Annotated in this window: 14 protein-coding genes and 1 pseudogene; 8 read left to right on the top strand and 7 right to left on the bottom strand. The window is 72.2% G+C overall.

The window, feature by feature from the left end:
* Positions 1 to 11: 11 nt before the first annotated feature.
* Both AB0H87_RS26170 and AB0H87_RS26165 read right to left on the bottom strand, forming a co-directional pair.
* Positions 12 to 1031, bottom strand: a complete 1020-nt coding sequence (locus tag AB0H87_RS26170) for a glycoside hydrolase family 11 protein (RefSeq protein WP_360150832.1) — start codon at positions 1029 to 1031, stop codon at positions 12 to 14.
* 308 nt (positions 1032 to 1339) lie between these two features.
* Entirely contained in the window at positions 1340 to 2227 is an 888-nt protein-coding gene (locus AB0H87_RS26165; RefSeq protein WP_360150829.1) for a fructose bisphosphate aldolase, read from the bottom strand.
* A gap of 171 nt (positions 2228 to 2398) precedes the next feature.
* Between AB0H87_RS26165 and pgi the strand changes: the two genes are divergently transcribed.
* Together pgi and zwf are read left to right on the top strand one after the other, a co-directional pair.
* Complete coding sequence (pgi, locus tag AB0H87_RS26160) at positions 2399 to 4027, top strand: glucose-6-phosphate isomerase (RefSeq protein WP_360150826.1); 1629 nt, start codon at positions 2399 to 2401, stop codon at positions 4025 to 4027.
* Between the two features lie 96 nt (positions 4028 to 4123).
* The gene (gene zwf / locus AB0H87_RS26155) at positions 4124 to 5518 is read left to right on the top strand and encodes a glucose-6-phosphate dehydrogenase (protein ID WP_360150823.1); all 1395 of its coding nucleotides are present in this window, start codon (positions 4124 to 4126) and stop codon (positions 5516 to 5518) included.
* Here the strand turns inward: zwf and AB0H87_RS26150 are convergent.
* A complete protein-coding gene (locus tag AB0H87_RS26150; RefSeq protein WP_360150820.1) occupies positions 5515 to 5688 on the bottom strand; it encodes a hypothetical protein in 174 nt (57 codons plus the stop codon). The genes zwf and AB0H87_RS26150 overlap by 4 nt on opposite strands.
* A gap of 38 nt (positions 5689 to 5726) precedes the next feature.
* A complete protein-coding gene (locus tag AB0H87_RS26145; protein ID WP_360150817.1) occupies positions 5727 to 6959 on the bottom strand; it encodes an EAL domain-containing protein in 1233 nt (410 codons plus the stop codon).
* 113 nt (positions 6960 to 7072) lie between these two features.
* Here AB0H87_RS26145 and AB0H87_RS26140 point away from each other — a divergent pair, with 113 nt between their 5' ends.
* Positions 7073 to 7618: a hypothetical protein gene (locus AB0H87_RS26140; protein ID WP_360150814.1), complete on the top strand. Its 546-nt coding sequence runs from the start codon at positions 7073 to 7075 to the stop codon at positions 7616 to 7618.
* On the opposite strand, the gene AB0H87_RS26135 is transcribed toward AB0H87_RS26140, so the two are convergent.
* A complete protein-coding gene (locus AB0H87_RS26135; RefSeq protein ID WP_360150835.1) occupies positions 7597 to 8313 on the bottom strand; it encodes an SDR family oxidoreductase in 717 nt (238 codons plus the stop codon). The genes AB0H87_RS26140 and AB0H87_RS26135 overlap by 22 nt on opposite strands.
* 127 nt (positions 8314 to 8440) lie before the next feature.
* Between AB0H87_RS26135 and AB0H87_RS26130 the strand changes: the two genes are divergently transcribed.
* The 5 genes from AB0H87_RS26130 to AB0H87_RS26110 all read left to right on the top strand — a co-directional run bounded on the left by AB0H87_RS26130 (position 8441) and on the right by AB0H87_RS26110 (position 13558).
* Positions 8441 to 9631, top strand: a complete 1191-nt coding sequence (locus tag AB0H87_RS26130) for a histidine kinase (RefSeq protein ID WP_360150811.1) — start codon at positions 8441 to 8443, stop codon at positions 9629 to 9631.
* Positions 9631 to 10287 (top strand): response regulator transcription factor, encoded by a 657-nt coding sequence (locus AB0H87_RS26125; protein WP_360150808.1) that lies wholly within the window; start codon positions 9631 to 9633, stop codon positions 10285 to 10287. Before AB0H87_RS26130 ends, AB0H87_RS26125 begins: the two co-directional genes overlap by 1 nt.
* A 79-nt stretch (positions 10288 to 10366) precedes the next feature.
* Positions 10367 to 12628 (top strand): transglycosylase domain-containing protein, encoded by a 2262-nt coding sequence (locus AB0H87_RS26120; RefSeq protein WP_360150805.1) that lies wholly within the window; start codon positions 10367 to 10369, stop codon positions 12626 to 12628.
* Between the two features lie 112 nt (positions 12629 to 12740).
* Positions 12741 to 12998 (top strand): three-helix bundle dimerization domain-containing protein, encoded by a 258-nt coding sequence (locus AB0H87_RS26115; protein ID WP_360150802.1) that lies wholly within the window; start codon positions 12741 to 12743, stop codon positions 12996 to 12998.
* Positions 12999 to 13075: 77 nt separating this feature from the next.
* The gene (locus tag AB0H87_RS26110; protein WP_360150799.1) at positions 13076 to 13558 is read left to right on the top strand and encodes an inorganic diphosphatase; all 483 of its coding nucleotides are present in this window, start codon (positions 13076 to 13078) and stop codon (positions 13556 to 13558) included.
* On the opposite strand, the gene AB0H87_RS26105 is transcribed toward AB0H87_RS26110, so the two are convergent.
* Together AB0H87_RS26105 and AB0H87_RS26100 are read right to left on the bottom strand one after the other, a co-directional pair.
* Positions 13555 to 13773, bottom strand: coding sequence for a hypothetical protein (locus tag AB0H87_RS26105; RefSeq protein ID WP_360150796.1), 219 nt, complete (start codon positions 13771 to 13773; stop codon positions 13555 to 13557). The two genes, AB0H87_RS26110 and AB0H87_RS26105, sit on opposite strands and share 4 nt — an antisense overlap.
* Before the next feature lie 196 nt (positions 13774 to 13969).
* A pseudogene (locus AB0H87_RS26100) lies at positions 13970 to 14302 on the bottom strand (chloramphenicol phosphotransferase); the annotation flags it as partial.

Genomic DNA, 14302 nt, shown 5'->3' with positions numbered 1-14302 from the left:
GGTGCGGGATGTCAGCCGGTGCGGCACGTGACCGTCGGCCACGTCCAGTTGCCGTTGGCCATGACCGTGATGCCGAAGTTGTTGCCACTGCCGTTCGGGCGGGCGGTGATGGTGCCGCTCGTGCCGCTGACCGAGGCGCTCCAGCTGTTCTGCAGGGTCTGGCCGCCGTTCAGGTTGAGGGTGACGACCCAGTTGCTGGCGCCGCTGACCGCGACGTTCAGGTTGAACCGGTCACCCCACTGCTGGCCCGCGGAGAGGGTGGCCGTGCAGTTGCCGCCCTGCGGCGGCGGGGTGGTGGGCCCGCCGGGGTTGCCGCCGCCGCTGCCTTCGCGGACGGTGATGTCGGAGCTGCCACTGCTCTGGTAGCCCTCGGTAGCCATGATCTGGTAGCTGTGGTTGCTGCCGAGGTTCAGGCCGGCCCTCGCCCAGGCGTCGAAGTGGTTGGCGGTGGTGATCGTGCCGCCGGTGCGCTTCTGCTGGCGGACGCTCCAGTACTGGTAGAACGTCGCCGTGCCGTCGATCGAGGGCTGGTTGACCCGCTGCGTGCGGTACAGGTCGTAGGTGCCACCGTCGGTGGTGACCGAGCCGACCCGGGTGGCGCCCGTGCTCGGGTTGTACGTGCCGAAGTTCTCCACCACGTAGTACTCGATGAGCGGGTTGCGCGTCCAGCCGTACAGGGCGAGGTAGCTGTTGCCGTTCGGGCTGTACGAGCCCGAGTAGGTGATCGTCCTGCGACTGCCGGTGGCCCAACCCTTGCCGCCGACCCAGTTGTTGGTGCCGCTACCCCACTGGCTGGAGTACCGGCCGTCGGCGCGCAGCGTCATGCTGGCGTTGCCGCTGTCTTTCCAGAACGAGAAGAAGTACCCGTTGTGCGTGCCGGTGCTGTTCGAACTGACGGTCCGGTCGGCCTCGGCGTACGCGCTGGGTGCCAGCATCGTCGTGCCGCTCACGGCCAGCACCGCGGCGCTCGCGACGCCGACGAGCAGCCGCAGGCGGCCGCGCCTCCTCGGTGTGGTGTGCGTGTCGCTCATCTGCCTACTTCCTTCTACTGACGGCTGGCACGAGGCCAGCGAGGGGCCGCAGGTGGGCAGGAGGTGGGGCGGGTGACCGAGGTCTCGACCTGGGACGTTGCATCGATCGCGATAGATTCGGAGTATTACAGCGGCGGTTCGGAGGCGTCAACGACTTCCGGAACTTTCCGGATGCCTGTTGCAGCGCAGGGTGCATCGCCAGCGGTCTGACGTGCGGATATCCCATCGCCGCAGGGCGCGTAGCAAGGCGATGGGCAGACTGGTGCTTAACCGCTCAAGTGCCGTCCGGAAGTTTTCCGGAACTGGGATCAGGTGGTCGAGGCGGCGTAGATCTCGGCGATCGACCCGTCGAGGATGCGGTCGAACTCCTCGTCGCTCTGCCCCCGCTCGAGGCCCTCCGTGAACGCCCGGGAGAAGCTGGCGATCAGCAGGTGGTTGCGCGCGAGCCGGGTGACGGCCTCCGCACGGGTGTAGCCGCCCGACAGGGCCACCACCCGCAGCACCTTCGGATGCCGGATCAGGTCGAGATAGAGGTCGTCCTGGGTCGGGATCGAGAGCTTGAGCATCACCTGCCGCCCGTCGGGCACGCTCGACAGGCGGTCCGCGATGCCCGCCGCGAGCAGCCCTTCGGCCTCCGCCTTCTCCGGGCTCTCGATGTCGACCTCGGGTTCGAGGATCGGCACCACGCCGGCGTCGAGGATCTGGCCGGCATACCCGAACTGCTGGTCCAGGACCGCCGCGATGCCGCCGGGGTCGGCCCGGGCGATGAACGACCGCATCTTCGTGCCGAACACCTGCCGCGCCTGTGCGCGCTCCAGCAGACCGTCGAGCTTCGTGAACGGCTTCATCAGCCGCACGCCGTCGCCCTCCCCCGCGAGCCCTTCGTCGACCTTGACGAACGGCACCACCCGCTCGCGTTCCCAGAGGTACGTCGGCGCGGGCGTGCCGGCGATGTCGCGGTCCATCGTCTGCTCGAAGAGGATCGCGGCGAGGATGCGGTCCCCGTCGAACCCGGGCGAGGTGATCAGCCGGGCGCGGAACTCGTGCATGAGGTCGAACATCTCCGCGTCGGTGTCGTACGCCGACTCGGGCACGCCGTACAACGCGAGTGCCTTGGGCGTGCTGCCACCGCTCTGGTCGAGGGCGGCGACGAAGCCGCTGCCGCCGGCCACCTTGTCCATCTGCTCCTGGTTCATGGCCACGTCCCCTCTCTGCCCACCTCATACCCCACCCGCGCCCGACTACATCACGATGATCTTCCGCACGTCCGCAGGCGGGTGATTCACGCCCGACGGATGACGGCACGGCGGTAACATCTGGCACTTGGACCGGGCTCGCCGGAGCCGGCCGACCGGATCGGGGGGACCATGCCGACCACACCGCTGACCGGGCGACCCGCCTGGCAGGCGCTCGCCGCACACCACGCGGAGATCGGCGGTCGGCACCTGCGGGAGCTGTTCGCGGCGGATCCGGGCCGCGGTGAGCGGCTGACCGCGGAGGCGGCGGGCCTCTACCTCGACTACTCCAAGAACCGGATCACCGACGAGACCGTACGGCTGCTCGTCCAACTGGCCCGCGAGTGCGACCTGGAGCAGCGGCGCGACCTGATGTTCTCCGGCGCGCCCATCAACACCTCCGAGCACCGCTCCGTCCTGCACGTGGCACTGCGCATGCCCAAGGGCAGCACGCTGGTCGTCGACGGCGTCGACGTGGTGGCCCAGGTGCACGAGGTGCTCGACCGGATGGCCGCGTTCGCCGAGCGGGTCCGGTCGGGCGAGTGGCGCGGGCACACCGGCAAGCCCATCCGCAACATCGTCAACATCGGCATCGGCGGCTCGGATCTCGGCCCGGTCATGGCGTACGAGGCCCTGCGCCAGTACACCGACCGCGACCTGACGTTCCGCTTCGTGTCCAACGTGGACTCGACGGACTTCGTCGAGGCGACCCGGGACCTCGCGGCCGACGAGACGCTGTTCGTCATCTCCTCCAAGACCTTCGGCACACTGGAGACGCTGACCAACGCCCACTCCGCGCGGGACTGGTGCATCGAGCGGCTCGGTGACGAGGCGGCGATCGCCAAGCACTTCGTCGCGGTGTCCACCAACGCGCAGCGCGTCTCCGAGTTCGGCATCGACACCGCCAACATGTTCGGATTCTGGGACTGGGTCGGCGGCCGCTACTCCATGGACTCGGCCATCGGACTGTCCACGATGGTCGCCGTCGGCCCGGCCGGCTTCGCGGAGCTGCTGGCCGGTTTCCACGAGATGGACGAGCACTTCCGCACCGCGCCGCTCGACGAGAACCTGCCGGCGCTGATGGGCCTGCTCGCCGTCTGGTACGTCAACTTCTTCGGCACGCAGAGCATCGGCGTGATGCCGTACGAGCAGTACCTGAAGCGGTTCCCGGCCTATCTCCAGCAGCTCACGATGGAGTCCAACGGCAAGCACGTCACCCGCGACGGGGAGCCGGTCGACTACGACACCGGCCCGGTCTACTGGGGCGAGCCGGGCACCAACGGCCAGCACAGCTTCTACCAGCTGATCCACCAGGGCACCCGGCTCATCCCGGTCGACCTGATCGGGTTCGGGCAGACCCTCAACCCGCTCGGCGAGCACCACGACCTGCTGATGTCCAACGTGTTCGCCCAGGCGCAGGCGCTGGCCTTCGGCAAGACCGAGGAGGAGGTACGCGCGGAGGGCACGCCGGCCGACGTCGTGCCGCACCGGGTCATGGAGGGCAACCGGCCGACCAACGTGCTGCTGGCCGAGCGGCTCACCCCCCGGCTCCTCGGCGCCCTGGTCGCGCTCTACGAGCACAGCGTCTTCACGCAGGGGACGATCTGGGGCATCGACTCGTTCGACCAGTGGGGCGTCGAGCTCGGCAAGGCCCTGGCCGCCAAGACTATTCCCGAGCTGACCAGCGACACCGAGCCGGAGCTCGACCACGACTCGTCGACCAACGCGCTCATCCGCCGCTACCGCGCCATGAAGGGCTGACCAGCGCCGCCGTTGGGCCGAACCACCGTCGCGGAGGGGCCGCAGGCGCGAGAATGACCATGACTTCGCCTTTCGACGGGGGGACGGCGCGTGGTCATGGCAGACAGGCACGGCGCCGCCGACGCGCTGGTGTTCTTCGGCGCCACCGGCGACCTCGCGTACAAGCAGATCTTTCCGGCCCTGGCGGGTCTGGCCGCGAAGGGCCGGCTCGACCTGCCGGTGATCGGGGTCGCCAAGTCCGGATGGGACCGGCAGCAGCTGGTCGAGCGGGCCCAGCAGAGCCTGGCGGCGGCCGGGGTCACCGACCCCGGCACCGTGCGCGGGCTGACCGACCGGCTGCGCTACGTGGACGGGGACTACGCCGACCCGGCCACCTTCCGGGCGCTGCACACCGAGCTGGGCTCGGCATCCGCCCGGGCTCCCCTGTTCTACCTGGCGATCCCGCCGGCGCTGTTCGGGACCGTGGTGACGGCGCTGCACGACTCCGGCTGCGCCGACGGTGGCCGCGTGGTCGTCGAGAAGCCGTTCGGGCACGACCTCGCGTCGGCGCGTGAGCTGAACGCCGTGCTGCACCAGGTGTTCCCCGAGGAGGCGATCTACCGCATCGACCATTTCCTCGGCAAGGAGGCCGTGCTCGGCCTGCTGTACTTCCGGTTCGCCAACGCGCTGCTCGAACCCTTCTGGAACCGGCACTACGTCGACTCGGTGCAGATCACCATGGCCGAGGAGTTCGGTGTCACCGGGCGGGGCGCGTTCTACGACCAGACCGGCACGGTCCGCGACGTGGTGCAGAACCACCTGCTCCAGGTGCTGAGCCTGGTGGCGATGGAACCGCCGGCGGGGTACGGGCATCAGGACGTCCGCGACGAGAAGATCAAGGTGTTGCGGGCGATCCCGCCGCTGCGCCGCAACGACGTGGTCCGTGGCCAGTTCGCCGGCTACCGCGACGAGCCGGGAGTGGCCACCGGTTCGACGGTCGAGACGTTCGTGGCGCTGCGCGCCCATGTCGACACGTGGCGGTGGGCCGGCGTGCCGTTCTTCGTGCGCGCCGGGAAGTGCCTGCCCGTGACGGCCACCGAGGTGGTGGTGCGCCTGCGCCGGCCGCCGGCGACGCTCACCGCGGCGGACCGCGACCATCCGCCCAACCACGTGCGGTTCCGGCTGAGCCCCGAGGGCGTGATCTCGCTGGGTGTCACGGTCCGGGCTCCGGGCGAGACCATGTCCGGAGCGGACGTCGAGCTCGCGGCGCTGGACCGGCCCGCGGTGGCGGACGTGCCGCCCTACGAGCGGCTGCTCGGTGACGCCCTGGTCGGCGACGCCTCGCTGTTCACCACCGAGCCCGGCGTGGAAGCGGCGTGGGCGGTCGTCGACCCGGTGCTCGAGGACCACACCGCGCCGATCTCCTACGACACCGCGACCTGGGGACCGGAACCGGCCCGCAACCTCATGTCAGCACACGGCGGCTGGCACGACCCCGTGCGCGGAACCTAGTCGTCGTCATCGTCATCGTCGTCGTCATCGTCGCCGCCCGGGCAGGCGGTCAGGGCGAGCACGGCGGCGGTGCCGCCGGCCAGGGCGAAGGTCCGGCCGAAGAAGGCTCGACGGCTCATCGCGGCACTGTCGTGGGGTTCGCTGTGCGGGTCGGTTCGACGATCGTCCATGCGGGAATGATGGCATCGTCGCCGCCCGCCGGGAAGCTCTACGGGCCGGCCGGTTGCAGCCGGCGCGCGAGCGTCGCGGCCGCCGCGAGCACGAGGTCGCGGTCGGTGGAGGTGACGACGTCGTAGCTGTCGGCGTCGCGTTGCCGCCCGAACACCCCGCTCGCGAACCGGCTGCCGACGACGATGACCGTCCACTCGCCGGCCAGCGGGTCGTCGCCCGGGATCTCGCAGCCCCGGACCCGCCGCGCCGGGTGCGCCGGCATCCGGCGGCCGAAGGCGGCCGTGAAGACGCCCTCCGCGGCGATCTTCTCGTAGCGGCGCCGCGTCGCAGGGTCGAACCGCCGCGCGTCCTGGAACGACGTCAGCAGGATCGTCGGCTCGGTGGCGGCGATCCCCCGCTCCTCCAGCGCGCGGCTGCGGCCGAGCATGGCGGCGCGCGACGCGCGGTCGGCCCGGTGCCGCGCGGACGCCACGGCGAACGGCGTCGCGCCGGGCGCCCCCGGGCGGGCCGGACGCCCCGGCGGCAGCTGCTCCGTCGGCTCCAGGAGGCGGCCGGGCAACGGGCCCGGGCGGCCGAGCAGCCAACCCTGGCCCAGGGTGGCCCCGGCCGCCCGCGCGGCCGCGAGCTGGTCGGGTGTCTCGATGCCCTCGGCGAGGATCAGCGCCCCGGTGCGGGCGGCCTCGGACCGGGCGGCGTCGACCACGCGCACCGCGTGTGCCGTGGTCAGGTCCCGGGTGACCGCCCGGTCGAGCTTGATGATGTCCGGCTCCAGCAGGGGCATCATGGCCTGGCTGTCGGCCTCGGCGCCGACGTCGTCGAGGGCCATCCGGTGATCGGCGGACCGCCAGTCGTCCAACGCCGTCAGCAGGCCGGCGGGGTCGTCGGTCACCGACCGCTCGGTCACCTCGGCGACGACCCGCAGCCGCTCGTCGGCCCGGTCGACCAGCGGGCGCAGGTCCGGTGGGCAGTCCGTGGCGGCGGTGACCGGCTCCACGTTGACGAACAACGGCAGCGCGGTCGGAAGGCCGGCGGCGAACGCGCCGTCGTAGGCGGCGGCCCGGCAGACCCAGTCGAGTTCGCCCAACCGGCCGGAGGCGCGGGCCGCGTCAAGCAACGCCTGTGGGCGGTGCCAGGCCGATCCGGCGGGACCGCGGGCCAGCGCCTCGAACGCCACGACCTCGTCGCGGGCGAGGTCGACGATCGGCTGGTAGACGCTGCGCACGGCGCGCCCGGCCAGGATCGCGTCCAGGCCGTCGCCACGTGGCGTCATCGCCGTACCCCCGTCCGTCGACATACCGACGCTACCCGGCGTTTCCGCCGCGCCGTGACGGTTGGGGACCAGGGGTCCCGTGTGACGCCCGATGTGCGTGGGTAGTGGAGGGCATGAACCGCAACCTCGTCCGGGTGCTGCTGTCCGTCTGGGATCGACCGGCATTCCGGGCCGGCCTGCGGCACCTCATCGACCTCGACGAGGTGACCGCCCTGCTTGCGGCGTTGGCCGTCGACGATCGCGACCACGAGGTCGACCGCCGTGTACGCGGTCTCGTGCGGTCGGCGCTGGACACGGCGGAGATCCGGCGCGCCCTCCTGCTGCTGGTCGACGCCGACGACGCCCGGCAGGACGTCTCGGCGACCGTCACGGAGGCGCTGGCCGACCGCCCGGAGCTGGCGCGCGCGATCGTGTCCGCATTGGACGATGCCGCCGTACGGGCCGAGCTCGCCGCGGCGCTCGAGTCACCGCACCTGCGGGCGGCCGTGTGGCGGGCCGTGGAGGACGAGTTCCGCGGCCGGCGCTGGCGGATGATCGGCGAGCTGGCCCTCGTGCTCGCCCGTCACCGCCACGCGCGCCGCCTGGTCTGGCAGCTCAAGCGCCACGGCGTCCTGCGCGAGCTGCGGCAGGGCCCGGCTCAGCCGAGCACCGACGGGTGAAGGTAGTAACCGTCGTCTGTGGACAGTGTGCGCTTGACCCGGCGGGACTGCTCGTCCGCGATCACCTCCTCCTTGCCCTGCTCCAGACCGTCGAGCGTGGTCGACGCGACCTCGTGCGGATCCACCTTCGGCACGTCGAGGTCCCGCACCAGGTCCGTGTCCATGAAGCCGACGTGCAGGCTGAGCACCTCCACGCCTTGCGGGCGCAGGTCCATCCGCAACGCGTTGGTGTAGCTCCACGCGGCCGACTTGCTCATCGAGTACGCCGCGATGACGGGAAGGGCGTACCACGCCTCGTCCGACACGACGTTGACGATGGCGCCGCCCCCGTTGCGCAGGATCGTCGGCGCGAGTGCCTGGGAGGTCCGGATCAACCCGTAGAGGTTGACGTCCACCACCCGCTGGGCCGCCCGCACCAGCTCAGGATCGAGGGCGCCGCCGGGGTGCGCGCCTCCGGTGCCCGCGTTGTTGACCAGGAGCGTGACGTCGGCACACTGCTCGGCGGCGGCCGCGACCGACTCGTCGCTGGTCACGTCGAGCGCGATCGGGGTGATCCCCGGATGGTCGAAGGCCGCCGGTTCCCGCACGCCGACGTAGACCTTCGCGGCGTCGCGGGCACCGAGCTCCTCGGCCATGGCCAAGCCGAAACCACGGTTCCCACCGGTAACAAACGCAACTGAACCCTGAACGCGCATCATGACCCCCCGGAACGAGCTGAACCCATGCTTACCCACGCCCTGCCGGCGCAACCGGAGGTCGGGCACGTGCCTGCTCCCCCGGCCGGGGGATCCGGCGGCGACGTGGGCACGGATAATCGAACGGGTGTGCCTGCCGCGACGCCTCGCCGGTTCGCTCGGCGCCGCCCGCGGGCGCGGCGTCGAACGGGCGCTGGCCGGGCAGTCGGTCCTGATCGCCGCCGTCTGTGTGGCGGTCGACGCCGCCGCCATGGCGATGGGCGGCCTGCCGCTGCGGTCGCCCGTCGGCGCGGCCCTCCTCGTGCTCGTGGTGCTCGTCGACGCGGCCCTGGTGCTGCCCGTCCGGCTGGCCGGCTGGGTCGCGCTGGCCCACGCGGTGGTCCGGGTCGGCGTCACGGCGGCCGTCTGGGGCGTGGTCAGCCTGCACGGCACCGGTGGCGGTCCGGTCTCCGTCGGGGACCGCCAGGTCGGGTTCCTCATCGCCGGGTACCGGGCCGGAGCCTGGCTGCGCCGCTGGCCGGCGGCGCTGTCGCTGGGCGCGCTGGTCGCGGGCGCGGCCATCAGCCGGTGCTTCGGGGCCGACCCGGAGCCGCTGCCCGTCCTCGTCGCCGTCGCCGCCAACGCGGTGCTGCCCTGGCTGGTCGGGCGTTACACCACCGCCCGCCGGGCGCACGTCGACGAGCTGCGCCACCGCCGGGAGAGCGTCGCGGCGGCGGTTGCCCGGGACCGCACCGTGATCGCCCGCGACCTGCACGACGTGATCTCCCACCACGTCAGCGCGATCGGGGTGCACGCCGGCGCCGCCCGCCTCGGCCTCGACGCGCGGGACGGCGCCGGCGGGCCCGTGGCCCGGTCGCTGTCGGCGGTGGAGGTGGCCAGCCGGGCCGCCATGGCGGACCTGCGCACGATGCTCGACGTGCTGCACGGCAACTCCGACGGGGCCGGCCAGCCCGGCCTGGCCAACCTCGACGAGCTGGTCGCGGCGACGCCGGTCCGCCTCACCGTCCATGGTGGAGCGAGGAGGCTGCCCGGCGCGGTCGACGTGGCGCTGTACCGGGTCGCGCAGGAGATGCTGACCAACGCGCTGCGGCACGGCGACGGGACCGTGCCGGACCTCGAGATCCGGTACGGGGCCGACACCGTGAGCCTGGTCGCCCGCAACGGGATCGGGCCGGCCGCCCGGCTGGCGGGGACCGGGCGTGGACTGGCCGGCGTCCGGACCAGAGCCGCGATGTTCGACGGCACCGTCAGCTTCGGCCCGGACGCGACCGGGCGGCGCTGGGAGACCGCCGTCACCGTGCCCACGGGAGAAGACTGATGCGGATCCTGCTCGCCGACGACCACGCGATGTTCCGCTCCGGGCTGCGGGCGGTCCTGGAGACGCAGCCGGACCTCGACTGCGTCGCCGAGGTCGCCGACGGGCGGGCCGCCGTCGCCGAGACCGAGCGGCTGCGGCCGGACCTGGCCATCCTCGACGTGCGGATGCCCGTGCGCGACGGGCTCGCGGCGGCCGAGGCGATCCTGTCCGGTCCGGCGGCGGCCACGACGCGCGTGCTCATGCTCACCACCTACGACACCGACGAGTACGTCCACCGCGCGCTGGCCGCCGGTGCGAGCGGCTTCCTGCTCAAGAGCCTTCCGCCGGAGGAGGTGGTCAGCGCGGTCCGGGTGGCCGCCCGCGGCGACGCGGTCGTGGACCCCTCGGTGACCCGCCGGCTGGCGTCCAGGTTCGCCGCGGCCCTCGCGCCGGCGGTGCGGGAGGCGCCCGGGCTCGACCGGCTGACGGCCCGCGAGCGGGAGGTGCTGGTCCTGCTCGCCGCGGGGTGCACCAACGCGGAGATCGGGGCGCGGCTGTTCGTCGGCGACGAGACCGTCAAGACGCACGTGTCCCGGATCCTGGCCAAGCTCGGCCTCCGGGACCGCATCCAGGCGGCGTTGTACGCGCACCGCCACGGGCTGAGCACGGACCGCTGACGGTCCCCCGGGCGGGGGACGCCTCGTCCCCGGTCGCGGTGACGATCGCGGGCCGGCACGGTTCCTAGCATCGAGCCCGATGACGAACTCCTACGGTGGGCCCGGTTCACCGCGTGGCCGGGCGCGGGTCCCGGCGCGCCCGATCGGCCGGGCGACGGTCTCCCCCGCCGCGCCGCCGCCGACGAAAGCGCGCCGGCGGCGCAGGCGCGTCAACCTCGTCGTCGCCGGCTTCGCGGTCTTCGTGATGCTCGCCGGCGTCGGCGTGGCGACGTTCGGCTGGTACGCGACCAAGGTGCCGACGCCCGAGGACATCGTCCCGCCGTCGGCCACCACGATCCTCGCCAGCGACGGCTCGGTCATCGCCAAGCTCGGCTCGGCGAACCGCGAACTGGTCGCCGCCGACCGGATTCCGGACTTCCTGATGAAGGAGGTCGCCGCGGCCGAGGACCGCTCGTTCTTCACCCGCAAGGGCGGCGTCGACTACGCGGGCATCGTGCGGGCGGCGCTCAACAACGCGACCGGCGGCGACACACAGGGCGCCTCGACGATCACCCAGCAGTACGCCCGCCGGGCCTACGACGGCCAGCAGTCCTACGGCAACCTGACCGAGGAGAGCTACACCCGCAAGCTCAAGGAGGCGATCCTGGCCTCCAAGCTGGCCAAGGAGTTCGACCCGCCGACCATCATGGTGCGCTACCTGAACATCATCTACTTCGGACGCGGTGCGTGGGGCATCCAGGCGGCGGCACGGGCGTACTTCGGCAAGGACGTCGACAAGCTGAACGTGGCCGAAGGGGCCGTGCTCGCCGCTGTGGTCAAGCAGCCGGACCCGGACGGGGCCACCGGGCACAAGGGCTTCGACCCGGCGGTCAACCCGCAGGCCGCGAAGGACCGGTGGAGCTACGTCCTCGACGGGATGGTCGAGCAGGGCTGGCTCGAGCCGGCGGCGCGACCCACGGCGTACCCGGTGGTGCGCAAGCTCGACGCGAAGGCCTGCACCATCGACTGCGGCGTGAACACCCCGCAGGGCAACGTCGTCAACTACGTCAAGGAGGAGCTGGCGGCCATGCGGCTCTGCGGCCAGCCGGGCGGGCCGACCTGCTCGGACGCGCTGCAGGCTGGTGGCTACCGGATCAGGACGACGATCGACCCGAAGACGCAGGCGGCCGCGGTCGCCGTGGCGCAGCGCTCGCGGAAGGGTTCCCAGGTCCACGGCCAGCCGGCCAACCTGCAGGCGGCGGTGGTCGCGGTCGACCCGCGGACCGGGCGGGTGCTCGCGTACTACGGCGGCGACAACGGCACGGGCACCGACTACGCCGGCCGGAACGTGGACGCCGCCGGCAACGTCACCGGTGGTCACCCGCCGGGATCGACGTTCAAGATCTACACGCTGGCCGCCGGGCTCAACAACGGGATCTCGCTCGAGTCGCGCTGGAAGGCCAACCCTTTCACGATCGAGGGTACGGAGATCAAGGTGCAGAACGCGGGACGCCGGCCCGGTGACAACGTCTCGTTGCGGGCGGCGACGCTCCAGTCGTACAACGTCCCGTTCTATCACCTCACCATGAAGGTCGGCACCGACAAGGTCATCGACATGGCGCACCGGGCCGGCGTCCGCACGATGTGGGCGACCGACCATCAGGAGGCGGTGGACCTGGGTGCGCGGCCGGCCGCCGAGCTCACTCCCGCGCCGTTCTTCAGCGGCATCACCGGGTACGGGCAGTACCCGATCACGGTCCTCGACCATGCCAACGGCGTGGCCACGTTCGCGAACCGCGGTGTCTACAACAAGGCGCACTTCGTCATCTCGGTGCAGCAGAACCAGCAGGGGCGCTGGGTGACCGTCGGCGGCGAGAAGCTGGACCCGCGGCAGACCATCAGCCGGGAGGTCGCCGACAACGTCACCGAGGTGCTCCAGGACTACCCGGAGACCACCCACCACGTGCTCGCCGGCGGCCGGCCGGCGAGCGAGAAGACGGGCACCTGGGAGCTCAACGCGCGCAGCGCGGACAACGGCGACGCGTGGATGGTCGGCTACACCCCACAGCTCGCGACCGCGGTCTGGGTGGGCAACAAAGCGGACGCCAGGCCGCTGCGGACGAAGGACGGCACCAGGATCACCGGCGCCGGCCTACCGGGCGAGATCTTCGAACAGTTCATGAACAAGGCGCTCAAGGGCAAGCCGGTCGAGCGGTTCCCCACCGGCGTACGGCTGATCGGCGATCCCGCGGCCGGCAACGGCACGGCGCCGACCCCACCCGGGCAGTCGCCGTTCTGCCGCGACCCGCGCGACCCGCTGTGTCCGTCCGTCAGAGGGCCCGCGGGGAGATCCGTTCGGTGAGGGTCGCGACCCTTCTTCGTGAACTTCAGGTGACGAATGGCCGGCTCCTGCATGCGACGACCGCGCGCCGGGCACAGCGAACCGTGGACGACAACGAGGATCGAGGTGCGCGATGACAGAGCCGGCCGGCACGGACGGCATCGTCGACCCGGAGACCGCCCTGCGCCGCGAGGTCGACACGCTGGCCGTGCGGTTCCCCGACGTCGACCGGGCGGAGATCGAGGAACGGGTCCGCGCGACGCACGAGCGGCTCAAGGAGGAGGCCACGGTCGACTCCCACCTGCTGGCGATGACCGAGGGACAGGTCACGGACGAGCTGCGCGGACGCGGTGAGACCGTGCACGTGCGCGGGCACGACGTCGACGACTGAGGCCACCGGCGTGCCGTGCCGGGCTCCGCGGTGCCTTCCTGGCATACGCTCGACAGGGCGGAAGCGCGGGAGGTCGCATGGAGTTCGACATGATCGTCGAGATTCCCGCCGGATCGCGCAACAAGTACGAGATGGACCAGCGACTCGGCCGGATCCGGCTCGACCGCACGCTGTTCACCGCCACCGCGTATCCGGCCGACTACGGCTTCGTGCCCGACACGCTCGCGGAGGACGGCGACCCGCTCGACGCGATGGTGCTGCTCGACGCCCCGACCTTTCCGGGCTGTCAGATCCGCGTCCGGCCGGTCGCCGTGTTCTGGATGAGCGACGAGCGCGGCCCGGACGCCAAGGTGCTGTGCGTCCCGGCGGGAGACCAGCGCTACGACCACATCACGGACCTGCCCGACCTGGGGCCGTTCCTGCAGGCCGAGATCGGGCACTTCTTCGACGTCTACAAGCAGCTCGAGCCCGGGAAAGAGTCCGAGATCCGCGGGTGGCAGCCGCGCGCGGAGGCCGAGGCCACCATCCGCGAGGCGTTCGACCGCGGGGCGGGGCGCTAGAACTCGACCGACCGGGTCCCGAGCCGCTCCTCCAGGTCGCCCGCCTGCTGCAGGCCGGCCGCGAAGGCGCCCTCCGCCCAGCTCCGGTAGCGGGGGCCGCCCAGCCGGGCGGCGAAGAACGCCGACTGTTCCGGGTACTCGCTGTCGTCGGGCAGCGTGATGGCGTCGACCCAGCCCTTCATCGTGGCCACCGCGGCCCGGTCGAACCCGGCCACCCGGCGGGCGAACGCCGTGACGAACGCGTCGAGGTCGGCGTCCGGGACCGCGCGGTTGACGTAGCCGTACCGCTCGGCGAGGTCACCGTCGAAGTCCTCTCCAGCGCGCGACCGCGACCGACCGGGCGCCGCAGGCGGGCGGGCGCTCCTCCGCCCGAAGCGCCAGGCGGTGCCACGATCCGCCGCGCCGGGGCCATCACCCGTTGGAGGTCCGCTCGACGTGTGCCGCGACGGTGCGGGCGCATGCGATCGACTCGGTGCGGGTCGTGTCCACCTCCAGGTCGTAGAGCACGCCGCGGTGGACCAGGTCCGCCTGCGCCGCGGCCATCCCGACGGCCCGGTCGCCGCGCGCGAGCTCCCGGCCCGCGGCCACGGCGCTGTCGCACCGGACGCCGACCCACAGCACGCCCAGGCCGCGCAGCGCCGTCCGCCACCGGCGCTGCGAGGCGGCGCCACCCAGGAAGACCTCGTCGACGACGACCCGGGCGCCCGCGCGGGCCATCGCGGCCACGCCCGCGATCCACGCCGC

It is taken from the genome of Asanoa sp. NPDC050611 (assembly GCF_040654855.1).
Lineage (GTDB): Bacteria > Actinomycetota > Actinomycetes > Mycobacteriales > Micromonosporaceae > Asanoa.
Note: the sequence above shows the minus strand (reverse complement) of the source record. Positions and strands in the feature narration are given on the sequence as shown.